We start from the raw sequence: 23,085 nt of genomic DNA, 5'->3' as shown, positions 1-23,085 counted from the left end.
CTCACGTGAACAGACCGCTTCGTCAGCTGTTGGTGAGGAGCCTTTGGGCTTGGGTCTTCTGTGGACGAACAGAAATCACCTTGGCTTGGATATATAGGACCTAAGTCAAGCCATTGAGCTCCGCCACCATTTCCATACTCCTAACCCGTGCCGCTTGATCATAAAACGGCATGCTGAGTATCATCTCATCGGGCTTTAGCTCGCGCTTAAACGCGTCCATTTGCTCCGCGACTTGCTCACCTGTGCCGACGGCGCTGCAGGCGAGCATGGCCTCGACGTGGGGGCGAAGCTCGGGCGGGACTTGGAACCCTTCGACGGGGGCGGGGATTAATCCGCGTGTGTTGGTGATGATACCGATGAAGGCTTGGAGCAGGGTGGTGAAGTGGAATTTCGCCTCGAACTCTGTGTCGGCGGCGACCACGTTGCAGGCCATCATGAAATAGGGTTTATCGAGATATTGCGAAGGCTGAAAATCACGGCGATAGGTCTCTGCTGCCTCGCGTAGCATTTGCGGGGCGAAGTGGGACGCAAAGGCGTAAGGTAATCCCAAATGGGCGGCGAGCTGCGCGCCGAACAGGCTGCTGCCGAGTATCCAGACAGGGACTTCCGTGCCTTCGCCGGGGATTGCCCGCACACCCACATCGACCGCTGCGTTTTCAGGTTTCGCGAGCAGGGACATTAGCTCGACCACATCATTGGGGAAACGCTGCGCCGCTGCGCCCGCGTCTTTACGAAGCGCGCGAATGACGTTTCTGTCGCCGCCCGGCGCACGGCCCAGCCCCAAATCGATACGCCCCGGATGCAGCGTGGCCAGCGTGCCAAATTGCTCGGCAATGGTCAGCGGGCTGTGATTGGGTAGCATCACCCCGCCAGAGCCGAGCCGAATCGTTTTCGTCTGCGCTGCGATATGGGCAATCAGCACAGAGGTCGCAGAGCTTGCGACACTCGCCATATTATGATGCTCGGCATACCAGACACGGTTATAGCCCAACCGCTCCGCCGCCTGCGCTGTGGACACGCAATCCGCAAAGCTATCCGCGATTGTGCTGCCCTCCGTCACGCGGGCCAAATCAAGAATGGAGATCGGAATATTCACATGCGCAGAATGACAGGACAGGCGGGGCAAATCAATCTATAGAACATCCTAAAATTATTTAGGAGACCACCATGTCTACATTTGTCCTCGCGCATTTTACTATTCATGACCAAGCGGGTTATGCGCGTTACGTTGAGCTTGCGACGCCGATTTTTATGCGCGAAGGCGTCAAGATACTGGCCAATGACACGGCCCCCGTGGCGATAACGCCGAATATGAAAGGCGACAAAGTGGTGCTGCTAGAGTTTCGCGATGACGCCCATATGGCGCATTTCTTTGCGCTGGAAGATTACAACGCGGCAGCGGTTCACCGTAATAAAGCCTCGACCTTATCGGCGGTGAAGTTTGATCGGTTTACGGCGGGGTAGGGATGTCCGAAATCGCTGGCGATTGATAAAATCAATTGCGGTCAGGCCACGCCCCACATCTCCCGTATTCTGACATCCATATCCGCCCCGATATTGCTCCAGGCGGTTTTATTGGCAAAGCTGTCGAGGATGAACAAGCGGTCTTGGCGGGTGAGGCTCGCCGATAGCGCACCGTGCAGCGCCGATAGCGGCACATCAGAGCGCAAAAGCCAAACCGTGTCGCCAATACGTTGCGCCGTGCCATAGGCTTGGAGCGCTTGGAGGAATGGCATGGCTTGATCAGATCGGATTTCCGCCATGATAAGAAAGACGGTGACGGCTTTGGGCTCGGCTTGCGGCGTATTATTTTGCGGGCTGACTTGCGCCTCACGTCCTAACTCTAGCGGCTGATTTTGTGGCTGCGGGCTGGGTTGCGGTGTTGCTTGTGCGGCAGGTTGTAACGGGGCCGCTTTGGGGGCGAGCAGCGGTGCAAATGTCGGGAAAGCCGCCGCCATAGCAAAGCCCTGCACGGCGTCTTGGCTGATAAGGGACCCCGCAATCACGCGGCCTTCATTGATGAAGCCGCGCATTTGCTCAACACTATAAGGGCCGTAGCTTTGGCCGCTCACTTGTACATACCAATGATTTTGCGTCTGTTGCATCGTCTTCCCCAATCACGCCCAGCATGCTCCCATACCATATTTGCAAAGCGGTGCTAGAAAAAATAGAGGCGCATCGCCGCAGAGCCTATGATTTCGCGCTCTTTGTGTTAGTGAGGGCTATGTCACAATACCGCGAACCGATTTTTAATATCAAAGAACCCCTGCCGCTTTATCTGGGCGGGTTATTTATTGCCGTGCATGTGGCCATTTTATATGGCCCCGCCTTTATTGAGAGTTTCGCCGCGCGTTGGTTTTTGCTGAAATCTCTGAATTTGCCCGGCCAAGGCACGGTCGACTTGCTGACCAGCCTCATTGGCCACGGATTTTTGCATGGGTCTTGGACACATGTCTTGATGAACGTCGGGATGTTGGTGGTCTTTGGCGTTGCGACCATTCAGGGTATTAAGATGTATGCCACATCGCGCGGGCGGGCTACATCAGGCACGAAAGAGTTTATGTTTATCTTTCTATTTGCCGTCATCATGGGCGGGCTGGCGCAATGGTTCCAGTGGTGGGCGGGCGATATACGCGGCACAGCGCTGGGCGCGTCCGGCGGGGTCTCTGGCTTATTCGCGACGGCGGCATGGGCGATGGGGGGACAGAAAAAAATGCTGCAATTTGGCTTCGCTTGGCTCGTGATTAACATCGTGATGATATTTGCGGGCGAATTAATGACGGGCGGCGGCGGCATCGCCTGGGCCTCGCATTTGGGCGGCTACATTGCAGGCGCGCTTTTGGCACCGTTTATGGTGCGCCCAAATAGTACGGGTTTTTCCATCAGGTCATAGGGCGTCCGTGTCCCGTCAATGATAATCGCTTTTAAGCGCGCAACAGAGCGTGCGTTGACCGATATTTCGGCTTTGACGTCGTCGCCGTCTCGCGCATTTGGACTGCGGCTGGCGAGGTCTTCAAATTGATAATCAAGGCTGACTTGGTTGTCGTCCACGCGGGTCACAATTCCGCGAAAGCTGACGGTGCCGTCTTGGCCGCCTGCGCGGGCTTGGCTAATCGCAAAGGGGTAAAGCAATTCTGTTCCGTCAACGGCGGTATGGACATAGGCGACATCGCCGACCTTGAAGCGGTCATCACCCGCAAGCGCGTTGATATCGACAGTATTAATGCCAAGCGTCAGGCGCGGGCCAAGGACGGCTGGGGTAATCGTGGCAGGCACGATTAAGACGTGATCATCGGGCGCACTACGCAGATGGGTCAAGACCGACAAGATTGGAATACCTGTCAGCACAAGGCCCGCCAGAATAAGACGCGCAATTGGCGCGCGCGTGCCCGGAGACTTTAGGCCCTGTTTATCCTGCGCGCTAACCATGACGATATTGCGGTGCGTATTGATAGGGTTGTGCGCGTGCTGGATGCGTGCTTTCCGATGCTAGCAGCGCCGCAAAACACAGGCTGACAACCGTGCTAAGACCGTAAACGACCATCGTGTCCATATTCCAAATCTGAGTATCTGACAGCAAGAAAAGCTGCGCGCCTAAGGCTGCCAAGCCTATCAGCGTCAGCGCCCAGATCCTGCGTCGCGCACCATTGACTGTCATGGCGATTGCACTGGCCGTGATAATTCCTGCGATAACAAAAGACAGGGTCGGAATCGCGGGCAGACCAAGCCGTGATTGCATAATCGGGTCAAGCATGTCTGTATGTCCGCTCAGCGGTATGATGGCTGCGGCCACCGCGCAGACGGCCAACGTACCAATCGCAGATCCCCGCCCGCCAAACCAGCGCATAGCGGTTCCCACAACGATAAGTCCCAGAAGTGAATAACACGCAATCGTCCATCCGAATAAGCCCGCTGGGCGAACGCGCGGGTCTGTCCACAATGGATGCTGCGCGCCTGACCAGTAATGTTGCAGTGCTAAGCCGCCTATCAACGCGGCGGTCCAGCCCACGCCAACATGTAAGGCGGCAAACGGCATATCGCTATCGCCAGCGGCTTTGCCAAAGCGGTAATTGGCAAATCCTGTAAGCGCCGCAATGCCCGCAATATGCAGGGCGGATAAATCACCCGTTTCGTGTAAACTCATCATCATAAAGCCAAGCCAACCATAAGCCGACAGTAGCGCCATCATTGCGCTTAAGCCTGATTTATACCGTGCGGCGATAATCATTTGAACCACGGCCAATATGGGCAGACCCCATAACGGCACGACGTTGATACTATCGATTTGCGTAAAGCCAACCAACCACATAAAGCCCGCGCATGTGCTAATTAAAAGCGCCATAGGGGAGCGTAGACACAGAGCTATAACCGCCATAGTCGCTGCAAATACCGCTGCCCCGTCAGGCGCGGATAGCGGCAATCCTAATTGTGTAGATGCCACAACCCAAATACCCAGCCCGCCTAACGTCGCCAGTAGTGTCGATAGCGCGGCAAAGCGTGGGCGCCCGATATTGGTGCTAAGGTAAGTCATCCAAAGCCCTGTCCAGGCCAAAGCCGCAAGTGCAATTAAGCGCGTGCCCGCCGCTTGCGGCGTAATCAGCGCAAATAATACGGCAACAATAGAGGCGAGCAGACACACTGAACCCAATTTTGTGCCCCAGTCCCCGCGACCGCTAAGCGGCACTTTTAAATCCAAGGGTTTGTCGTGGCGGGTCTCGAAATCACGGCGCAGCGTTTGGCGTTCGCGCAACATATGATTAAATCCAACCGCATCACCGCGTGGGCGAATATGCGTTGGATCATTATCATTAGCGACGATTGGTCTGTGTTTATGTGCCCGACTCATTCCCCTCTTTTAGCGGGACTGAGGCGGGCTTTACATGCTTTGCACCCAACAGGGGAAAGCCTGGGGCTACTTAACATGCAAGAGGGATGTGAGCCTAGGTTGCGTTCACTTAGTCGTCGTCTTCATTCGTGCCGCTGGGCAGTTGCGACAACACATCAATCACGGATTTGATGAGCGGGATTTCATGCTGCATTGCGCGGTAGCCGCGTTCAATCAATTCTTCGGCTTTGGTAAATTCTAACATGCCGATATGGCCAATACGGGGTGCGATGAATACATCTGGCGGGTCGCCCGCAAGGCGTGACCGTGAAATCCGGTCCATAACGATGTTGAGGGTCCCCATCATCACAGAGCCAATTTTCGGGCTGCTACCGGGTTTGGTGTTGCCCATCATTGATTTTAAAAGCAATCTGTCAGGGCGTAGTTTATTCAAGGACTGACTGGCCAACTCAAACGGGTCGATGCCCGGGCCGTCCTCATTCACCGCTTCGGTATCAAATTCCAGCTCGTGAGAGCTACCGATAGGGCCAAAGGCATCACCGTTCAGGCTAACCGCGATGACCATATGCGCGCCAAGCGCACGGGCGGCCGATACAGGCACAGGATTTACGAGCGCACCGTCAATCATATGGCGGCCGTCAATTTCTATCGGCTCGAACGCGCCGGGTAGGGCATATGACGCGCGAATGGCGGGCACAATCGGGCCTTTTTGTAACCAAACTTCATAGCCTGTACGTAAGTCGCAGGCCACGGCGATAAACTTGCGGTCCAAATCTTCGATATGAACATCGCCGAGGTAATGGTTCAATACACGGGCGAGGCGCTCGCCGCGCATAAATCCTGATCCACCCCAGCGCACATCCATATAGCTCATCATGCGGCGGCGGTTCAGCCCTCTTGCCCAATCCTCAAGGACGTCAAGCTTACCAGACAAATAAGCGGCGCCGACGACAGCCCCAATTGATGTGCCTGTGACAATGTCGGGGCGAATCCCAGCCTCTAGTAATGCACGCAGAGCTCCGATATGGGCCCAACCGCGCGCGACACCCCCACCCAGCGCAATACCCAGCGGCGGGCTCTTGCCAGTATGCTGTGATGATGAGGGGCTTTGTAAACGCATGAATTAGCTCTAAGCGCGCTCGCGCCATTGCTCAAGGACATTCTTTGTGCGGGGCTTTTCTTAAACGCAAAATGAACATCGCTATCAGCCTTGGTTCAAATGCTGTGCGCTATCACACTGTTATAAATGGAGGCGTATATGAGAGTTTTATTATTAGCAGGGCTAGGTCTAGCGTTGATGGGCAGCACAGCCCTAAGCGGATGTGCGAGCATATCAAAAGACACCTGCCAAGCGGGTAATTGGGACGCGTTAGGCTATAAGGACGGCACGCGCGGTGTGCGTCGTGACAAAGTCGCCAGCTATGCCGACAGATGTTCTAAATACGGGATTAGCCTGAATACGCAGGAGTATATCACGGGCTTTAACGCCGGCCTTCCGACCTATTGCACCTATGAACGCGGCTTTGCGCTGGGTGAGGCGGGGTCGCGCTATAACCAAGTCTGCGCGGGTGATTTGGCTGTGGACTTTGCACCCGGCTATGATGCGGGTCGCGCGGTTTACGCCATAGTCCAAGAGCATAGCGCGCTGATTAATCGCGTCACATCACGTATCGATGATATTGCGGGCATTCGCGGGCGGTTAGAGACAGAGGAGCTGCTGCCAGAGGATAGAAAGCGTCTGCGTAAAAAGCTGCGGCGGTTTAAAGATGATATCGATGATAGACGCATTGATCTGCGGGCTTTCGAGCGGCTGCATGATCTACCGCGCTATAATTTCGACTAGGATACTAAGGGCTATAATTTGGGTGTTTTCGGCTTACGCTTTCGCTTGATGATATTACGCGGATCTGTACGCAGGATAAGCGCCATAGACCGCGGCCGTGGCATGGTTACGTAATCCGCGCTTTCATCGGGCGCAGCGCGCTGCGTGACGCGGAAGACGGCATAGACAGCCAGCAACGCATGGACACAGGCGGTGAATGCAAACATGGCAGACGGCCCGAAAGCGGACATGATGATCGGGGCGATGGACGGCCCAATAACCGAACCAATGCCGTAAATCAAAAGCAATCCGCCGCTAATGGCGACAAATTCATCGGGTTCTGCACGGTCATTGGCATGGGCCGCTGATAGGCCGTAAACCTGCATGGCAAAGACCCCGTAAAAGACCCCGCCAAGCAACATAACATTGGCGGAGAGGGGCGCGAAGAGATAGAGAAACACACCGCCCGCACAGGCCCCGATTGACATAGCAATGAGGATTTCACGGCGGCCAAAGTTATCGGATAAAAACCCCACAGGCCATTGCAACACCGCCCCGCACGCAATCACGACGCTCATGAAAATAGAGACCATGACAATGGGATGGCCGAGCATTTGCACAAATACGGGGGCCATGCCCCAAAAACTACCATTGGCCAGCCCGACCGCAAAACAGCCCATCACGGCAAGCGGTGATGTGCGGATAAGCTTTTTTAGATTAAGCGACGTATTGGTGACCGCGATGGGGGCCTTGGATGTTGATAATGAAATTGGAAAAATAGCAAGACAAACGCAAATCGCGACAACAGAAAACAGCGCAAAATCGCTGGGATCATAAAGCGTCAGCATAAATTGCCCTGCCGTAACGGCGGCCAAGTCAACCATGCGGTAAATGGATAATATTTGACCGCGCTGCTCATTCGGGGCTTGCTCATTTATCCAGCTTTCGATCAGGATATAAAGCCCCGCGAACCCAAAGCCCGTAGCAAAGCGCAAGACAATCCAGACCGGCACATGAATAAATAAAACATGGGCCAAAACACAGGCCCCGATAAGGGATGATAGCGCCGCAAAGACCCGCACATGGCCGACATTTTTCACCAGTCGCGGCGTGTAGACACAACCGACGATAAAGCCCGCAAAGTAAAAGGACGATATCAGGCCGATCGCAAAAAGCGGAAAGCCTTCAATCTCGGCTCGCACAGCAATAAGAGTCGATAGCAGGCCGCCGCCCGCGAGTAATATAGCGGCAGAGACAAGTAACGCGCCTACGGATGATAAAACGGCTCTCATGGCCCGCTCCTGTGCCAACGCGGAACGCTCCGTGAAGGCTTAAAATTTTGCGGTGCATAGGCCCACATACCCAGTCTTGGCAAGTCTAAAACATGCCGTCCAGCCAGTCATTGTGACAGCTTAATCGCGGGTGAAACTCGCGATTTTCGCCTCAAAGGCTGACCAGTCGTCATCGGCATCAATTGGCGCCCAAAGTTCGCCAATCTCGTCATATAATAGGCTGGGCGGGACATCTGTTTTTGGGCCGTCTGATGTGGGCGTATAGCGGGACAGGGTTTTGAACCAAGCCTCAAAGGCCTCGCCTTGATAATGAGCTTTGTTAGGGGAAGCTTTCGCGGTCAATTCGCGCGCTGCGCCGCCGTTAAAATCATGCCAAAATTGCGGCCATGGGGCTTGGCTGTCTTCCAGCCATTTGAACGTCTGCATAACAAAGTCGATGTCGGTATCGATGTCTGTTGGCGCGATCGACAAGCGCCGAAACATATGACCCCGCAAGGCATCGCGGTAGGCAGGGGCATAAACCTCTAGCGCGGCCAGTAGCGCCTTGTCATCGCATATAAGCGATAAGCTTTGCGCGAGTTGCGCGAGGTTCCAATACATTATCTCTGGCTGGCGCGCGAAAGCATAAAGGCGGTTGTGATCAAAGTAAGCGGCCGTATAGCTGGACTGAAGCGTTGGCAGGAACCGGTAAGGACCGTAGTCAAAGCTCTCGCCCGTAATATTCATATTGTCAGTATTCATCACCCCGTGAACAAAGCCGCCAGCCATCCAACTGGCGACCATATTGGCAGAGGATTTAGCGGCAGCGGCCAACAATCCGTCCGCGCCCACAGCGTTGGGATAAAAATGCGTAATGCAATAATCGACAAGCGCGCTTAAATTATCACGTGCCTCGAAAAAAGCTTGGCGCTGAAACGTGCCAAAGCGGATATGGCTATGTTGCAAACGCACCATCACCGCAGAGCGGGTCGGGGACGGTTCATCATGGCGGGTTAAATCCTCGCCCGTTTCAATCAACGATAATGTGCGCGATGTCGGCACGCCCAAATGTTCAAGATACCGCGTGGCGAGGGCTTCGCGCACCCCGCCCAATAATGTCAGCCGTCCGTCACCCCGACGCGAATAGGGCGTCTGACCAGAACCTTTCGTACCTAAATCCAAAAGGCGGTTTTGCCCATCGCGTAATTGCGCGAATAAAAACCCGCGCCCATCGCCAAGGTCGGCATTATAATTTTGAAATTGATGCCCGTGATACCGCAGGGCCAAAGGCTCTGGTAAATTGTCGGGCAGGGGGTCAAACCGTCCGAAATGGCCTATCCAGTCGGCCTCGCTTAATCCGCTAAGGCCAATATCGCTGGCGACAACATCATCGCGAAACCGCAATATGGTTTTTGGAAAATCCGCCGCTGTTACAGGGTCGAAAAATTCATCGCCCAGATTTAAAATCGCTGGGTCAGCATTATAGGATTGGGTCACGGCTATGGTGATTATGCCTCTGTATCTTTGGTCAAATGGGCGTGGGTTGCTTTGTACCAATCCGATTGTTGCGCAGTCTTAAGCATGCCCGTTGTTGCGGGAAAAAGCGAGAGGTCGAGCTTTATCGCGTCACGCGGGTCGAGCGAGGCGACCAGCAAAATATCGGCCAATGTCAATGTGTCACCGCAAACATATTTTTGTTTTTCCAAGCGGTCCTCGATAAAGGGCAGATTATTTTGTAATTGGTTGAGCCCGTTTTGAATGGCCGCTTCATTTGGCTTTTGTCCAAACATGGGCGCGAACATACGGCCAAATTGAACATGGGAAAACGGTGTGCGAATATGATGGGCGATAAAATCCATCCATTGATCAACAAGGGCGGCGTCTTTGATATCAGTAGGGTAGAGGTCTGATTTCGCCTTCCGCGCGATGTAGCGCATGATGGTCGTTGATTCTGATAAGGTGAAATCGCCGTCTTTTAGCGCGGGCACTTTGCCGTGCGGATTAACGGCTAAAAAGTCTGGCATGCGCTGCTGCTGTTTTAATAAATCAACGACGATATTATCAAATTTTGTCTCTGTCGAAAAAGCCGTCAGCAAGGTCGCCAGAGCAGGCGTGGAGAAGGGGTTCGTATAAAGTGTCAACATAAGGGGTCCTAGAGCAAAGAGGCGGTTAAGCGGCAGAGGCGCGCAATGTGTCGCGGAGAAAATCAGCGGCATCAAGCGGTATTTTACGGCCCTTTGGAAAGGCGCGCGCGAAGTTTAAAAAGCCGTGCGGCAGCATCTTTTCATAAACATAGACGACTTTTACGCCATGGGCCGACAGATTATCAGCGTAAAGCTTGCCTTCATCGCGTAGCGGATCAAGCCCGCAAGTCAGCACATAAGTCGGTGGTATGCCGGTCAAATCTTTTTCAAATAACGGCGATAGCCGCGTGTCTTGGGTATCGGCGCCGTGCGTGTAATGCTCGTCAATGAATTTTAGCGCCATGAAACCCAGTTGCAACCAATCCTGCGGCCCTGGCTTTGGTGGTTTGAAATCAACAAGCTGCATTAGCGGGTAAAACAGGATTTGCGCTTTAATCTGGTCCCGATATTTCTGGCATAAATAGGCCGTCATATTGCCGCCTGCACTGTCGCCTCCTAAGGCAATCTGCGCGCGGTCAATGTTGTAATCATCTTGGCCATATCCTTGCAGTGCCCATTTTAAAACGGCCTCGCAATCATCGGGCCCAGCGGGATATGGGAATTGCGGCGCAAGGCGGTAATCAACCGATAACACCCGCATTCCAGAGCCACTGGCCAGCCGTTTGCAGAGCCCTTCATGGCTCTCGATGGAACAGGTGACAAAGCCGCCGCCGTGTAAGTAAATCAGCGTTGGGCCTGGGCCGTCGCTGGCCTGATGCGGGGTATAAAGACGCACGGGCACGGGAAAGTCTGTGCGCGGCACGTTGAAATCTTGCACATCGCGCATCTCTGGACCGGGCGTATCAAATTGATTGGTCATGCGCCGCATAGAATTGTGGATGGCGTAAATCGAATCGGGTGTCGGTTTCATGCGCTCGACTTGCTCACGCATGGCAGACATAAATTCTTTTGCCGGCTGCATGTTGATTTCGGGAATAAAATCGCGGGGTGATTTCATAACGGGTCTCTATTCTACGTCCGCCAGATAGGGCGGTGCTGGGTCATATTGCATAGCGCGCGCTACTTGGCGTGCAAAGGCCGGAGTGTATATTTGCCCCACAAGCCATAGAGCCATGTCGATACCCGCTGACACACCGGCTGATGTCACCACATTGCCGTCTCGAACATAGCGCACATCGGCTTGCAAATCACCCTCTAGGCCAAGGCGGTGAAATTCGTCAAAGGCCCCCCAATAAGTCGCGATGCGTTTGCCCTTAGTCAATCCTGCTTTGGCCAGAAAGAACGAGCCCGTACAGACTGAGGTGACCCATTCGCATGATTGAGCTATGCTCTCTACCCAATTGATAACATTATCATTTTTAATTTGCGCACGTGCGCCATGGCCGCCGGGAATACAGATGATGTCCAGCGCGTCTATGTCTGTCATTGCGGCATGCGCCCCTGTCCGCATGCCCTTGATACCGGTAATGTCTTTGCCCGTCTCGCTGATTAAAATCACCTTCACGGCGTCAGCTTTACCTACATATTGCAGCACTGTATTGACCATTGAGAAGACTTCAAACGGGCCAACAAAATCAAGCTCTTCAACGTCATCAAAAATGAAAATCCCGATGCGACGCACGGTGTCAAAGGGATTAATTTTCACATCATGTGTCACGGCGCATAGCCCCCAGATTTTAGAAAGGCTATTTCCTCTCCCGTGCTATCGCGACCCAGTATTGCGTTGCGGTGCGGGAAGCGTCCAAAGCGCTCAATCACGCGGCAATGTTCGCGCGCGTGGTGCAACGTATTGCTATCATCAAGGCGGCTATCAACCAACTCAACGCAGCGTTTTTGGTCCTCTAAATTCTCGCTATGCATAAACGGCATATAGACAAAGGCACGGCGGTCTTGGGTAATTTTTAAATCCCGATTATCCGAACAAAGTCGCTTTGCAACGGATAAAGATAGCGGATCCCACGCAAAGGCCGCGCGTGTCCCGCGGTACATATTCCGCGGAAATTGATCCAGCGCGATGATGACGGCAAGGGCGCCGTCGGCGCTGTCCTCCCACGGGTGGGCATCCTTGCTGCTTACGTCATTTGCCAAAGCTAAGGCCGTGGTTTCAAACCGTGCGCGTATGTCAGAATCAAACGCATCTGTTGCGTTGAACCAACGGGCGCGCGGTGTCTCCTCAAACCAAAAGGATAGGATGTCCGCAACTGTTACCATTTACAGTCTAATGGTTCCGCTGGTTATGCCTTTGAAGACCTCTTTCGTTACGGGTTTATACGCCCCCGTTGCCGCGCAGGCATAATAAAGTGGTTCCGATATATTAGCGGGATCAAAGCCTGCTTTTACCAAATTTGTTTTCTTAAATTTAAAGGTACTGGTCGTGTCCGTTTCTTTGGACATGCGCAGGAACACAGGGCGCGCATATAACGGCAGTGAGGCGTCGATATGGGCCTTTAACGCTTTTAAATCTGGTGCAGCTTCTGAGACAATAGAGGCCATACCTGCACGCCCGTCATAGCCCGGCACTTGAACACCATAGACATTGGCCTGTGTCACGCCTTTGAAATCGGACAGCACCGCCGCGACTTCGCCTGTGGCCACATTTTCCGCCTTCCAGCGGTAGGTATCACCGACGCGGTCCATGAAATAATAGTATCCCAGTGCGTCGCGCTTCATCAGGTCGCCAGTGCGGAACCACGCATCGCCTTTCTTAAAGACATCGCGCAGGATTTTGCTATTGGTGGCTTCTTTGTTATTTTCATAGCCGTCAAAGCGAAAGCGGGGGTTATCTGCTTGGATTTCTCCGATAAGTTCGCCGACCTCGTCATTATCCGTGCGTATGCAAAAGCCGTCAGAGCCGCGCACATTTGTTCCCGTTTCCACGTCATAACGGATAATATCGCAGTTAAATTTGGATTTCAGGTAGGTCGGAACACGTCCCACGGCCCCAACAGGCCCATTAACCGACACAAGGCTAACGTTGCCTTCGGTCGCGCCGTAAAATTCAATAACATTGGGAATATTAAACCGTCCAACAAAGCCGGGCCAAACTTCTGGTCGCAGACCGTTACCCATCGCCCAGCGAATTTTATGCGCTGTTTCCTTGGGGTGCGGCGGGGTGGATAGCAGGAAGCGGCATAATTCGCCGACATACATAAATAACGTGGCTTCATATTCCACAGCCTCGTCCCAAAATTTAGAGGCCGAGAATTTAGGCCGCACAATGACGCCGCCGCCGTTGCTGATCGCCGCGCCAACACCGCAAAGCCCGCCTGTGGCGTGATACATAGGCAGAACCATTAACATGCGGTCGCTTTGGCCTGTTTTTGCGCCCGCTGCAAAGCCGCGCATATAATTTTGCGCGCGGACATGGGTCACCTTCGCGGCCTTTGGCAGTCCCGTGGTGCCAGAGGTGAACATCTTCATGCATTGGTCACCCGCTTTGATGCCGTCGCGAATATCGCGGCTTGGGCGATTGGGCGGTATATTGGATAGTGCCAAATCAAAATCATGGTAATCGCCACTATTGCCATATCCTACGAAGACTTTCGGCGCGTTGGTCAGATCATCTTTGGCGGTCTCGAACGCGTCCAGCATTTCGGTATCGATGATTACAAGCTTAGAGTCGGAGATATTGATACAATGCGATAGCGCCTGTCCGGTCAGTTGAAAATTAAGCAGCGCGGGAATAACGCCAACCTTTGTCAGGCCGAACCAGACGGCAACATATTCCAATCGATTGCGTAGGAACACCGCGACTGTGTCACCGGGTTTGCAGCCCTCAGATAAAGCCCAATTTGCGACACGATTGGCGTAATCTTCCATGCCCTGATAGGTCATGGTTTTATCGTCTTCTAAGAACGCGATGTTTTGGCTATATTGATCGGAGAGGCGTTCCAGATCATCACAGATAAGGCGGTTGGACGCTGGGTCCACGTCCTTAATCGCGCCCAACATACGCTTGACCCCACCCAGATATTGAATTTCGCGTTTTAGCGTTTCAAACATGCTTAAATCCTAACCCAATTCACTGTTTTTCTTGACTTTATAGCCTCGCCCACGCGGGTCAAGGCAAACCGAAAGCTATCGGTATTTTCACTAGATATATGCGGGCGAGCGGGGCAAAAGGGGGCATGACATCTGCTCAAACTGATACCGCGCCCTATGCTAAATGGACGCTCTGGCTTATTCTTGGGCTTTTGGTCGTGCGCCTGACGGCTCTGGTGTTTAACCCGCTGGGTTTGCATGGGGACGAGGCGCAATATTGGGCATGGTCAAAAGACCTGGATTGGGGATATTTCACTAAACCCCCGCTAATCGCTTGGGTGATATGGACAACAACGTCCATTTTTGGTGACGCGGAATGGGCGGTACGGCTCAGCTCTGCGCCGCTGCATGCGCTGACGACAGGTCTTGTGTTTTCAACGGCGCGAAAGCTGTTTGACGCGCGCACTGGATTTTGGGCGGCTTTGATATATGCGCTCATGCCCGCGCAGTGGTTATCGTCCCAAATCGTCAGCACCGATGTCTCGCTTTTGTTGTTCTACGCATTGGCGTTGCATGGCTGGGTGCATCTACGGGACGGGGCGACGTGGGTGCGTGCCGGGCAACTGGGTCTTGCGATTGGATTTGGGATGCTGGCGAAATACGCCATGTTATTTTTCCTGCCCGCTTTGGTGGTAGCCATTGTTGTGGACAAGCCAACGCGGCAAGCCCTGGTATCGACCAAAGGCATTTTGGTTTTTGTGCTCGCAGCAGTGCTTATCACGCCCAATATTCTGTGGAACCTAAACCATGATTTCGCGACGTTGTCCCATACGGCGGCCAATGCGAATATGAGCGACGGGCCAAGTGTTCGTATCGGCGAATTGGTTTCATTTTTCGGCGACCAATTTGGTGTCTTTGGTCCGATTAGTTTTGCGCTATTATTAGGGGCTCTGGTTGTTGGACTTGTAGGGCGGGCAGGGCCTTTGGTAAGGCTGCTAGCAGTCTTTTCAATCACGCCGCTGCTTGTGATTTGCGTGCAGGCTTTTCTCTCTCGTGCCAATGCCAATTGGGCGGTAACGACTTATGTTGCCGGGGCCATTGTTTTGGCTTTTGTGACGCTCCGTTATTGGCCCAAGATTAAGCGCTGGCTCGTCGTTGGATTAGCGGTACAAGCCGTTATCGGTGTCATAGCTTTGGGGGTAATCCAATCGCCAAAACTGACCGATGAATTGGGGCTGGCCAATAGCGTCAAGCGACTGCGCGCATGGAGGCAAACCGTTGAGAACTTAGAGGCTGTCGTCAGGGACGGTCATGAAGGTCAGCCATACCAAGCGGTAATGGTGGATAAGCGGATTATCTATTACGATTTGCTTTATTACGGCTTACCCGACACTGTGCCGACTTACATGTGGAAACTCTACCAAGCCCCTGAAAACCATGCGGAATTAAAGGCTGCACCGCCCGCCTTTGACGCGGAATCAGGCCCGATTTTATTTGTCAATTACACGGATTATATTGATGAAATGCGCGAAGATTTCGAGAGGTTAGAGCCTTTACCCGCGCTGGATATTGACCTTGGCGGGGGGAAACGACGGACATTGAGGCTGTGGGCGGGATATGGTTTTACTCCCACGACAACGCGGTAACCACAAGCGTTTTGAATTAATTAATTCACTTACGGTTTAGAGTGCGCCTTGTCACCCCAAAGCTGTTCTAGCCTTGCGTCACGGCGGCATCCATTGCGATAATATTTATAGCGAATGGGGTTCTTTTTGTAATAATCCTGATGATAATCTTCGGCGTCATAAAAGGGTTGAGCGACTAAGACAGGCGTCACAATCGGGTCGGAAAATGGCTTCGTTATTTCAATGCCTGCTTTGTTTTCACGAGCCGCGTCTATCTGATCTGGACGGGCAAATATCGCCGTTCGGTAGCTGGGGCCTTTGTCACAAAATTGGCCATTGGGATCGGTGGGGTCAACGCTTGTCCAGTAAAAATCTAGCAGCTGATTATAGCTGATCACGGTTGGGTCAAAGATGATTTTACCCGCTTCGTAATGACCCGTTGATGTATGGTTTTTATAGGTCGGATTATCCGTTGTGCCGCCTGTGTATCCAGAGACGACTTCGATGACGCCAGGCAGTTTTTCAAAATCAGATTCGACGCACCAAAAACAACCTCCTGCTAAAATAGCGGTATCGGTCTGGCCTGATAGGGTGACCGGGGCTGCGTCTTCTTTCGTTTCGGCCGATGATGGATTGGCAGATGAACAGGCGGCCAAGGTCATAGCCGCAGCGATCAGAAATGATGTTTTCATGATGATATCTTTCATAATGTGGTCTCCATCTTAATGTGCGATTTCGCCTTCACGTGACAGTCACGGTTTCGCGAGAAAGCAGGTCGTCTAACTGCGGCTTTCTTTATAGGCGGCAAGGGCGCGTTCACGGGCGGGCTTGTGCTCTACTATTGGTTTTGGATAGGTTTTGCCAAGTTTTACACCTGCATAGTCCAGCACATTTTGCGGCGCTTCCCATGGGCGGTGGATGTATTTCTTCGGCAGCTTGGCAATTTCTGGCACATATTTGCGGACATAATCGCCATTGGGGTCAAATTTTTCGCCTTGGGTAAAGGGGTTAAAGATACGGAAATAGGGCGATGCATCCGCCCCGCTACCCGCGACCCATTGCCAGCTGGCGGCATTTGACGCGGGGTCGGCATCGACCAGCGTATCATGGAACCACTTTTCGCCTTCGCGCCAATCAATCAATAAATGCTTGATCAGGAAGCTGGCCGTGACCATTCGCACGCGGTTATGTTGCCATCCTGTTTGCCAAAGCTGGCGCATACCAGCGTCAACAAAGGGATAGCCTGTCTTTCCGTGCTGCCACGCTTTTAATGCGTCTTGATTGCTCTCCCACGGGAATTTATCGAAATCGTCTTTGTAATTCGCGCTAGCCAAATCGGGGTGATGAAACAAAAGCACATAGGAAAATTCGCGCCAACCAATCTCTGTTAGAAACTTACGGCTGGTATATTCGTTGTCTTTGCAAGCATGCCAAATCTCGCGCGGGGAAATTTCGCCATTGGCCAAATGCGGGGACAGGCGGCTGGTGCCATCCTCATAATCAGGGCGGTTGCGGTCATCCGCATAGTTTTCGACAGGGCCGTCGAGAAAGCTTTCAAGTGCCTTGTGCGCACCTTCGGGGCCGATTGACCAATGCGGGGCGAGTTTTTCGCCCCAATCTGGTTTGGTCGGCAGTAGCGTCCAATCGTCAAGCGTATCTGTCTTTATCCCGCCGCCGTAGTGATTAACCGACGTCGGGGCAGGGATGGGGTCCGAGACATCGATAAAGTCTTTGGCTGCGCGCCAATAAGGCGTGAAAACCTTATAATATCCGCCTGACTTTGTCTCCACCGACCACGGCTCTGACAAAAGGTTCGCGCGGTAGGATTTTACGGTCAGGTCGCGGTCTTTCAGCGTTGATTTAATTGCGGCATCCCGCTCACGCGCATCCCCCGCATAGCGGCGGTTCCACATAACCATATCGGCGGCGCTTTGATTGATAATATCGTCCAAAATTTCGCCCGCTTTGCCGCGTCGTAAAATTAGCTTACTACCGATAGCGTCTAGCGCATGGCTAAGCTTCGTTAAGCTATGATGCAGCCACCATTTTGACGCGCCGCCCAATTCCCGCGCGACGTCTGTTTCCATCACATAGACCGCAATAACCGGTTTGCCAGTTTTCACGGCCTCAGAAAGCGCCGGATTATCAGAGAGGCGCAAGTCACGGCGAAACCAGACAATGACAGGGTGGTCTGTGGGGGTATCGGTCATGCGGTGTCCTTTGTAACGGATTAACTCTTACTACGCACAGACCTTCGAAAGGTTGGCATTATTTTGCCAATCCGTTACATATCCGCGTTTGAAATATCAAACATATCCGCCATGGCTGATTCTGTGGTCGGCCAACGGCCTGCGCCTTTGCCGCGAATGCGGTATTGGTCACCGTCCGTGAATGTAAAAACAGCATGGGCTTCTTCACCGTCGGCTTGGGCCATGAAATCATCCAGCGGCACATCACGCACATCAAGGCTGGTCTTAAATACGCCACTGTCGAGCCAGCATGTCGCGATGCGTTTCATTGCCCCTTTGGGGGTGCCGTCCAGTGTGAAATCGCGGATGGATTGTTTGGGAATATCGTTTGAATTAATTAACTGTCCAAACCCCAAAAGGGCAACAAGACGGATTTTCGCCGCCGCGTCATCTCCGTCCACATCCGCGCTTGGGTCGGCTTCGGCAAAGCCTTTGTCTTGCGCAGCCTTTAGAGCGTCCGCATAGGACGTCCCGCTGCTGATTTCACCCAGCATATAATTCGTTGTTCCGTTCAGAAGCGCCTCTACCTTTGTGATACGCCCCGCCTCTCGTAGACACATTTCAAGCACGGGCATACCGCCACCTGCTGCGCTAGAAAACGTCAGTAAGGCACTGTTATCACTTGCGAAATTTATCAAATCTTGACCACCAGCAGCAATCGCTTGCTTGTTTGCGGACACAACATGCACACCACGGGCGAGCATGCGGCGGGTGAAATCAAGGCCGGGATCAATCGGGCCAGACACATCAATAAAGATGTCGGGCTCTGCCGCCAAAAGATCATCAAAATCATCGGTCAGAAGGTCAGGGTTTATCCCTTGTTCTATATATTTCTGGACATTACGCACCATGATTTTTTCCATGGTGAAGCGATTTGGCATGGTCTCTATGCGGCGCAAAATGCCGCCGCCAACAACACCGCACCCCATCATGACAACGCGTTTTGATGTCAGCTTCTTTGGCACAATAGGGGCGTCTGTTTTGGCCCCAATGGTCGTATAATCCGCTTGACCTAAACCGCCGACATCAAATTCTAATTTATGTGTTTTGGCATAATCCAGAGCTTTCGGTGCAATCAACACCCGCGCGCGTTTTTGCGCGTCATCCCAGCTAATTGCAGGGTAGCGTTTGGGCGCAGGGCCAGCCTCTCTCGGGTCATGTTCATAGACCCCGTCAACGTCTTTAATCAGTATGGCTTTGACCCCTAATTGATGGGCGACATAAATCGCGGATAGGTCTGCGCCGCCGTCTGATAATAAGACAGGACGGTCATTATCGCCAATCCCGACATAGCCCGGCATCACAACAATATCATGATTTTTTAAATCTTCCTCTAGCTGTGCTTTATTAAGCCCGACAAGGCTTGCCTCTGTGGTGCTGCCTTCGGCTTTTAGGCCTAAGTCACGCGCTTGGCGGACAAAGGCGGGTGCGCCGATACGTTCTAATGCCAGAGCAAGCAGCGCGGCAGAGCGGCGCTCGCCAAGATGCACAAGCTCGGCTAGATTGCGGGCTGTTCCTTCAGGGCCGACTTTTCGGGCTTCGGCCATTAAAATATCGGTTTGGTCATGTTGCGCGCTGGTCACGGCCACGACGTTCTGTCCCTTGCGGTAATGACGGTAAATTTCACTGGCCGCATTAGTGTAATCATCAAGCGTACGTAGGACGCTATGGCCAAAATTTAAAACGATAACCGGGACGGGCATATTCCGCTCCTTTGGGGGTAAAATTAGGATGTTTTGCCTAGGCTTGGGCAGACACACTGTCAACGGGGATAAATTTGCCGTATGGGGACAATCTTTGGTCACTGCGACAATAGGGTGGGGTTTCTTTTCAAAGCTATTGGGCCTATCTGCTCAATATGACCGATACATCCAATCCAACTTTACGTAAAAAATGGCCTGCGATGAAGCTGGGCCTCAAAATGCGGTGCCCAAAGTGCGGGGATGCGCCGTTGTTTCGGGCTTATCTAAAACAGGTCGACCATTGTTCGGCTTGCGGTGAAAATTGGGGTGATGTGCGTGCAGACGACGGGCCTGCGTGGGCGACAATGTTGGTTGTCGGACATCTGCTTGCGCCGTTTTTCTACTACATCATATTCAAGGCGAGCCTGCCGTCTTGGGCGCCAGCTCTGATATTATGCGGGCTGGCAACGGTTATGTCGCTTTGGTTGTTGCCGCGTATGAAAGGTCTTTTCATTGGCCTTATCTGGGTGACGCAAGCCCCCACATCATAAGCCAGACATGCCGTTGGCATTAATAATGCATTAACTACAGCCAATGCGATTGCGTCCTAATGCTGGCTATAATCAATAAACTCTGGCTGGAGTGTGGGTATGGCTGTTTTTAATAACCGGAATGGCAATGATGTTTTTCGCGGCACGCAGCGTGATTATGACCAAGTGGATTACGCGGGACGATTGCAAGACTACATCTTTACGCGCAATGCTGACGGGTCGGTTACTGTTACCCATCCCGTTTGGGGGACTGACACGCTCTGGGATATAAACGGGTTTTGGTTCTCTGGCGAAGCGGCGTGGTATTCTATCGATGACGCGATCGCGATTACATCAGGCGACGACGGTTTTATCGATGATAACGGCGTGATTACAGGCAATGATAGCGACAATATCCTGACGGGTAATAATCAAGACAATCTTTTCTACGCTGGCATGGGCGATGACATTTTAAACGGTAACGGCGGGGCCTATAATCAAGGCGAGTATGACGGCGCCATGCGTGAATACACCTTCACCCAAAATGCGGACGGCTCTGTGACGATGTCCCACCCAACATGGGGCGTGGACACGCTGATTGATATTGATGGCCTGTGGTTCATCCGTGAACAGGCATGGTATTCCGTTGAGGATGCGCTTTCGCTGACGGCTGATTTACCGCGTTTTCGCATCGATGATGATAATGTACTGAACGGCACGCCGGGCAATGACGTTATGAATGCAGTTTCGGCCGGCACAAACTTTTACGGCGGCACCGGTAATGACCGTTATAATGGCCGTGATGACGCCTATGATCAGGTCAATTACGACGTCAATGTTGAGGACTATACCATTGTTGAACTGACCAATGGGTCTTACCGCATCACCCATTCTGTCTGGGGCACGGATACGCTAAGGGATATTGACGGGCTGTGGTTTAATGGGCGCGGGGAATGGTATAGCCCCGAAGGCGCAGATCAGCGCAACCGCGACGTCTATGAGAAAGCCGATGTCTCAGACATGACCCAAACATCGCTCTCAACTGATTTGTTTGATTTCGCTGGGGATGATGTGTCCGCTGATCTTGAAAGCGGTATATCCAAGTCTGACATTGGACAAGAGACGGCTGTCGGCCATGACGCAGACTTTATGACTTTTGATATTGACGCCCTGGTTTAAGCCTTAAGCACACCCTCGGCGGTTACAACGCTGCAAAACTCGCGGTCAATATTGGCAAGGCTGATGTCATGAACAAGCTGCGCGGGATAAAGCGTGCCGTCGCTGCTGGCCCTATCAAATGTTGCGCAAGCATCCCCGACAAGGCGGACGTCAAACCCAAGATTACCAGCCATACGCGCGGTGGTCGATACACAGTGATTGGTCGTAAGCCCGCAAATAACAAGCTCTGTGACAGCGATGGCCTCAAGACGTGCTTGTAAATCTGTCCCGATAAAGCCGCTATTGACCTGTTTATAGATGACGGCCTCATTATCTTTGGCATCAAGGGCGGCAATGGCCGCGCCGCCGGGACGGTCTTTTCTTAATATGCTGTTGGGCTCCGCGCTGTCATGGCGAATGTGAAACACGGGCCAGCCTTGCGCTCGCCAATGACACAGAAGCAAGGCCGCTTTTTCCTCAGCGTCTGGATTATTACGATTACCGCCCCAATAGGCGTGGTCGTCAAAGGCGCATTGCCAATCGATTAATAATAAGGCGGGGGTGGTCATCGCGGCTTTCTTTAATTTTGATATCTTGCCCGTTCAAATAATATTGACGCGCCGCTCGCGTTACGCCATATCCACCTCATCATCAAGACCGGGTGAGGGACAGGCCTGCTGACCCCGGGGCAACCCCGCCATTGCGGACGGTGCCAAATCCTGCGGTGTAATCACCGGAAGATGACGCTCGGCTTTCGCCGCTTCTTCCGATGCAAACACCAGATATTGGAGAGATCATGCGCGATTTGCATGTAGATTTGGGCGATTTTCAGCTGGAACGCGGTGATGTGCTGCGGGATGACCGCGTGACAGGACGTCTATACGGGCCAGAGGGTGCCCCCATTATCATTGTTTTAGGGGGAATTTCTGCAACTCGGTTCGTCGCCGACGGGGGACGAAATAATCGCGGCTGGTGGTCAAATCTTGTGCATCACGGCGGGCCGATTGATATTAGTAAATTTCAAGTGCTGGGCTATGATTTTGCCCCTGATAGCGACAGTGATAATCGCCCAGGATGCATCACCACATCCGACCAAGCTGCGCGCCTAAAAGCCCTGATCGATAGCCTCGGCGAGACCAAAGTCGCCGCCGTTATCGGCTCGTCTTATGGCGGCATGGTCGGGCTACAATTCGCGCGCAGCTACCCTGACGCGCTGGGGCAGCTTTGCGTGATAAGTGCCGCCCACAGACCCTATCCGATTGGCGTGGCGTGGCGGGGGATACAGCGCCGTGTTGTGCGTTTGGGCATTGATGCGGACACGCCGGAAGCGGGACTAAAGCTTGCGCGCGAACTGGCCATGACGACATACCGCACGCCAGAGGAATTTAAAGACCGTTTTACGCTCAAGGAAAATGGCTGCGGCTCTGATGAAAAGGGGGCCAGCTTTGATATTTGCGATTACCTTGGCTCGCGCGGCGATGCCTTTGCCAAAACAATGGACGCCCCGCGTTTTCTCGCCTTATCAGAAAGCATTGATTTGCACCGCGTAGAACCCGAAGACATTACAACACCGACCCTGCTGATGACGGCAATATCAGACCAACTTGCGCCGCTGTCGGAGATGCAAGAATTGCGCGACCGCCTGGACGGGCCCAGCGAGCTTTACACTTTTACTAGCCTTTATGGCCACGACGCGTTTCTAAAGGAATGGGACGCTATGGCGCCACGCTTGGCAAGCTTTTGTGAAGGGCTTTTGGATGGTTAGGAATTGTGATAG

Annotated in this window: 23 protein-coding genes and 1 riboswitch; of the genes, 7 read left to right on the top strand and 16 right to left on the bottom strand. The window is 53.0% G+C overall.

All coding sequences use genetic code 11. The annotated features are described in order from the left end of the window. Window positions 1–100: 100 nt before the first annotated feature. Window positions 101–1,096 carry an LLM class flavin-dependent oxidoreductase gene (locus AB6B37_RS09930; protein ID WP_371395618.1) on the bottom strand — a complete coding sequence of 332 codons (996 nt, stop codon included), beginning with the start codon at window positions 1,094–1,096 and terminating at the stop codon, window positions 101–103. A gap of 71 nt (window positions 1,097–1,167) precedes the next feature. Between AB6B37_RS09930 and AB6B37_RS09925 the strand changes: the two genes are divergently transcribed. Continuing rightward, complete coding sequence (locus AB6B37_RS09925; RefSeq protein WP_371395617.1) at window positions 1,168–1,464, top strand: DUF1330 domain-containing protein; 297 nt, start codon at window positions 1,168–1,170, stop codon at window positions 1,462–1,464. A gap of 41 nt (window positions 1,465–1,505) precedes the next feature. On the opposite strand, the gene AB6B37_RS09920 is transcribed toward AB6B37_RS09925, so the two are convergent. Further along, window positions 1,506–2,105 carry a GYF domain-containing protein gene (locus tag AB6B37_RS09920; protein ID WP_371395616.1) on the bottom strand — a complete coding sequence of 200 codons (600 nt, stop codon included), beginning with the start codon at window positions 2,103–2,105 and terminating at the stop codon, window positions 1,506–1,508. A gap of 119 nt (window positions 2,106–2,224) precedes the next feature. Here AB6B37_RS09920 and AB6B37_RS09915 point away from each other — a divergent pair, with 119 nt between their 5' ends. Continuing rightward, on the top strand, window positions 2,225–2,893 hold the full coding sequence (locus AB6B37_RS09915) for a rhomboid family intramembrane serine protease (RefSeq protein WP_371395615.1): 669 nt from the start codon (window positions 2,225–2,227) through the stop codon (window positions 2,891–2,893). On the opposite strand, the gene AB6B37_RS09910 is transcribed toward AB6B37_RS09915, so the two are convergent. From AB6B37_RS09910 to AB6B37_RS09900, 3 genes are all read right to left on the bottom strand, one after another. Next, entirely contained in the window at window positions 2,821–3,429 is a 609-nt protein-coding gene (locus AB6B37_RS09910) for a hypothetical protein (RefSeq protein WP_371395614.1), read from the bottom strand. The two genes, AB6B37_RS09915 and AB6B37_RS09910, sit on opposite strands and share 73 nt — an antisense overlap. Then, the gene (locus AB6B37_RS09905; RefSeq protein ID WP_371395613.1) at window positions 3,422–4,846 is read right to left on the bottom strand and encodes a hypothetical protein; all 1,425 of its coding nucleotides are present in this window, start codon (window positions 4,844–4,846) and stop codon (window positions 3,422–3,424) included. Before AB6B37_RS09905 ends, AB6B37_RS09910 begins: the two co-directional genes overlap by 8 nt. Before the next feature lie 109 nt (window positions 4,847–4,955). Further along, a complete protein-coding gene (locus AB6B37_RS09900; protein ID WP_371395612.1) occupies window positions 4,956–5,966 on the bottom strand; it encodes a patatin-like phospholipase family protein in 1,011 nt (336 codons plus the stop codon). A 138-nt stretch (window positions 5,967–6,104) separates the two neighbouring features. On the opposite strand from AB6B37_RS09900, the gene AB6B37_RS09895 reads away from it, so the two are divergent. After that, a complete protein-coding gene (locus tag AB6B37_RS09895) occupies window positions 6,105–6,689 on the top strand; it encodes a DUF2799 domain-containing protein (RefSeq protein ID WP_371395611.1) in 585 nt (194 codons plus the stop codon). Window positions 6,690–6,700: 11 nt separating this feature from the next. On the opposite strand, the gene AB6B37_RS09890 is transcribed toward AB6B37_RS09895, so the two are convergent. The 7 genes from AB6B37_RS09890 to AB6B37_RS09860 all read right to left on the bottom strand — a co-directional run bounded on the left by AB6B37_RS09890 (window position 6,701) and on the right by AB6B37_RS09860 (window position 14,085). Continuing rightward, window positions 6,701–7,960: an MFS transporter gene (locus AB6B37_RS09890; RefSeq protein ID WP_371395610.1), complete on the bottom strand. Its 1,260-nt coding sequence runs from the start codon at window positions 7,958–7,960 to the stop codon at window positions 6,701–6,703. A 120-nt stretch (window positions 7,961–8,080) separates the two neighbouring features. Then, on the bottom strand, window positions 8,081–9,436 hold the full coding sequence (locus AB6B37_RS09885; protein ID WP_371395609.1) for a protein adenylyltransferase SelO family protein: 1,356 nt from the start codon (window positions 9,434–9,436) through the stop codon (window positions 8,081–8,083). A gap of 11 nt (window positions 9,437–9,447) precedes the next feature. Further along, a complete protein-coding gene (locus AB6B37_RS09880) occupies window positions 9,448–10,083 on the bottom strand; it encodes a glutathione S-transferase family protein (protein WP_371395608.1) in 636 nt (211 codons plus the stop codon). A gap of 25 nt (window positions 10,084–10,108) precedes the next feature. Further along, the gene (locus tag AB6B37_RS09875; protein ID WP_371395607.1) at window positions 10,109–11,080 is read right to left on the bottom strand and encodes an alpha/beta hydrolase; all 972 of its coding nucleotides are present in this window, start codon (window positions 11,078–11,080) and stop codon (window positions 10,109–10,111) included. A gap of 9 nt (window positions 11,081–11,089) precedes the next feature. After that, window positions 11,090–11,740 (bottom strand): DJ-1/PfpI family protein, encoded by a 651-nt coding sequence (locus AB6B37_RS09870; RefSeq protein WP_371395606.1) that lies wholly within the window; start codon window positions 11,738–11,740, stop codon window positions 11,090–11,092. Continuing rightward, a complete protein-coding gene (locus AB6B37_RS09865; RefSeq protein ID WP_371395605.1) occupies window positions 11,737–12,294 on the bottom strand; it encodes a DUF924 family protein in 558 nt (185 codons plus the stop codon). Before AB6B37_RS09865 ends, AB6B37_RS09870 begins: the two co-directional genes overlap by 4 nt. Continuing rightward, entirely contained in the window at window positions 12,295–14,085 is a 1,791-nt protein-coding gene (locus AB6B37_RS09860) for a long-chain-acyl-CoA synthetase (protein ID WP_371395604.1), read from the bottom strand. Window positions 14,086–14,210: 125 nt separating this feature from the next. Here AB6B37_RS09860 and AB6B37_RS09855 point away from each other — a divergent pair, with 125 nt between their 5' ends. Then, window positions 14,211–15,710 carry an ArnT family glycosyltransferase gene (locus AB6B37_RS09855; RefSeq protein ID WP_371395603.1) on the top strand — a complete coding sequence of 500 codons (1,500 nt, stop codon included), beginning with the start codon at window positions 14,211–14,213 and terminating at the stop codon, window positions 15,708–15,710. A 29-nt stretch (window positions 15,711–15,739) separates the two neighbouring features. Here the strand turns inward: AB6B37_RS09855 and msrA are convergent, their stop codons facing one another. The 3 genes from msrA to AB6B37_RS09840 form a co-directional block, all read right to left on the bottom strand. Next, complete coding sequence (gene msrA / locus AB6B37_RS09850; protein ID WP_371395602.1) at window positions 15,740–16,381, bottom strand: peptide-methionine (S)-S-oxide reductase MsrA; 642 nt, start codon at window positions 16,379–16,381, stop codon at window positions 15,740–15,742. Between the two features lie 87 nt (window positions 16,382–16,468). Beyond that, the gene (locus tag AB6B37_RS09845) at window positions 16,469–17,899 is read right to left on the bottom strand and encodes a deoxyribodipyrimidine photo-lyase (RefSeq protein ID WP_371395601.1); all 1,431 of its coding nucleotides are present in this window, start codon (window positions 17,897–17,899) and stop codon (window positions 16,469–16,471) included. 74 nt (window positions 17,900–17,973) lie between these two features. Next, entirely contained in the window at window positions 17,974–19,641 is a 1,668-nt protein-coding gene (locus AB6B37_RS09840) for a homoserine dehydrogenase (RefSeq protein ID WP_371395600.1), read from the bottom strand. 155 nt (window positions 19,642–19,796) lie between these two features. Between AB6B37_RS09840 and AB6B37_RS09835 the strand changes: the two genes are divergently transcribed. Both AB6B37_RS09835 and AB6B37_RS09830 read left to right on the top strand, forming a co-directional pair. After that, window positions 19,797–20,171 (top strand): DUF983 domain-containing protein, encoded by a 375-nt coding sequence (locus AB6B37_RS09835; RefSeq protein WP_371395599.1) that lies wholly within the window; start codon window positions 19,797–19,799, stop codon window positions 20,169–20,171. Window positions 20,172–20,270: 99 nt separating this feature from the next. After that, on the top strand, window positions 20,271–21,329 hold the full coding sequence (locus tag AB6B37_RS09830; protein WP_371395598.1) for a hypothetical protein: 1,059 nt from the start codon (window positions 20,271–20,273) through the stop codon (window positions 21,327–21,329). Here AB6B37_RS09830 and AB6B37_RS09825 read toward each other — a convergent pair. Then, window positions 21,326–21,877: a cysteine hydrolase family protein gene (locus tag AB6B37_RS09825; protein WP_371395597.1), complete on the bottom strand. Its 552-nt coding sequence runs from the start codon at window positions 21,875–21,877 to the stop codon at window positions 21,326–21,328. The genes AB6B37_RS09830 and AB6B37_RS09825 overlap by 4 nt on opposite strands. A gap of 76 nt (window positions 21,878–21,953) precedes the next feature. Further along, a riboswitch (SAM riboswitch) is annotated at window positions 21,954–22,055 on the top strand. Window positions 22,056–22,104: 49 nt separating this feature from the next. Between AB6B37_RS09825 and AB6B37_RS09820 the strand changes: the two genes are divergently transcribed. Beyond that, a complete protein-coding gene (locus AB6B37_RS09820; protein ID WP_371395596.1) occupies window positions 22,105–23,073 on the top strand; it encodes a homoserine O-succinyltransferase in 969 nt (322 codons plus the stop codon). Window positions 23,074–23,085: the final 12 nt, after the last annotated feature.

The organism is Fretibacter rubidus (assembly GCF_041429785.1).
In the GTDB taxonomy this organism is placed as follows: domain Bacteria; phylum Pseudomonadota; class Alphaproteobacteria; order Caulobacterales; family Maricaulaceae; genus Fretibacter; species Fretibacter rubidus.
Note: the sequence above shows the minus strand (reverse complement) of the source record. Positions and strands in the feature narration are given on the sequence as shown.

What these genes read in the sequence shown, in the direction of transcription:
- AB6B37_RS09875 (WP_371395607.1), bottom strand. Translation starts at nt 11,080, where the DNA reads ATGAAATCACCCCGCGATTTTATTCCCGAAATCAACATGCAGCCGGCA.
- AB6B37_RS09920 (WP_371395616.1), bottom strand. Translation starts at nt 2,105, where the DNA reads ATGCAACAGACGCAAAATCATTGGTATGTACAAGTGAGCGGCCAAAGC.
- AB6B37_RS09820 (WP_371395596.1), top strand. Translation starts at nt 22,105, where the DNA reads ATGCGCGATTTGCATGTAGATTTGGGCGATTTTCAGCTGGAACGCGGT.
- AB6B37_RS09895 (WP_371395611.1), top strand. Translation starts at nt 6,105, where the DNA reads ATGAGAGTTTTATTATTAGCAGGGCTAGGTCTAGCGTTGATGGGCAGC.
- AB6B37_RS09860 (WP_371395604.1), bottom strand. Translation starts at nt 14,085, where the DNA reads ATGTTTGAAACGCTAAAACGCGAAATTCAATATCTGGGTGGGGTCAAG.
- AB6B37_RS09830 (WP_371395598.1), top strand. Translation starts at nt 20,271, where the DNA reads ATGGCTGTTTTTAATAACCGGAATGGCAATGATGTTTTTCGCGGCACG.
- AB6B37_RS09855 (WP_371395603.1), top strand. Translation starts at nt 14,211, where the DNA reads ATGACATCTGCTCAAACTGATACCGCGCCCTATGCTAAATGGACGCTC.
- AB6B37_RS09825 (WP_371395597.1), bottom strand. Translation starts at nt 21,877, where the DNA reads ATGACCACCCCCGCCTTATTATTAATCGATTGGCAATGCGCCTTTGAC.
- AB6B37_RS09925 (WP_371395617.1), top strand. Translation starts at nt 1,168, where the DNA reads ATGTCTACATTTGTCCTCGCGCATTTTACTATTCATGACCAAGCGGGT.
- AB6B37_RS09890 (WP_371395610.1), bottom strand. Translation starts at nt 7,960, where the DNA reads ATGAGAGCCGTTTTATCATCCGTAGGCGCGTTACTTGTCTCTGCCGCT.
- AB6B37_RS09910 (WP_371395614.1), bottom strand. Translation starts at nt 3,429, where the DNA reads ATGGTTAGCGCGCAGGATAAACAGGGCCTAAAGTCTCCGGGCACGCGC.
- AB6B37_RS09900 (WP_371395612.1), bottom strand. Translation starts at nt 5,966, where the DNA reads ATGCGTTTACAAAGCCCCTCATCATCACAGCATACTGGCAAGAGCCCG.
- AB6B37_RS09840 (WP_371395600.1), bottom strand. Translation starts at nt 19,641, where the DNA reads ATGCCCGTCCCGGTTATCGTTTTAAATTTTGGCCATAGCGTCCTACGT.
- AB6B37_RS09880 (WP_371395608.1), bottom strand. Translation starts at nt 10,083, where the DNA reads ATGTTGACACTTTATACGAACCCCTTCTCCACGCCTGCTCTGGCGACC.
- AB6B37_RS09845 (WP_371395601.1), bottom strand. Translation starts at nt 17,899, where the DNA reads ATGACCGATACCCCCACAGACCACCCTGTCATTGTCTGGTTTCGCCGT.
- msrA (WP_371395602.1), bottom strand. Translation starts at nt 16,381, where the DNA reads ATGAAAACATCATTTCTGATCGCTGCGGCTATGACCTTGGCCGCCTGT.
- AB6B37_RS09865 (WP_371395605.1), bottom strand. Translation starts at nt 12,294, where the DNA reads ATGGTAACAGTTGCGGACATCCTATCCTTTTGGTTTGAGGAGACACCG.
- AB6B37_RS09915 (WP_371395615.1), top strand. Translation starts at nt 2,225, where the DNA reads ATGTCACAATACCGCGAACCGATTTTTAATATCAAAGAACCCCTGCCG.
- AB6B37_RS09835 (WP_371395599.1), top strand. Translation starts at nt 19,797, where the DNA reads ATGACCGATACATCCAATCCAACTTTACGTAAAAAATGGCCTGCGATG.
- AB6B37_RS09905 (WP_371395613.1), bottom strand. Translation starts at nt 4,846, where the DNA reads ATGAGTCGGGCACATAAACACAGACCAATCGTCGCTAATGATAATGAT.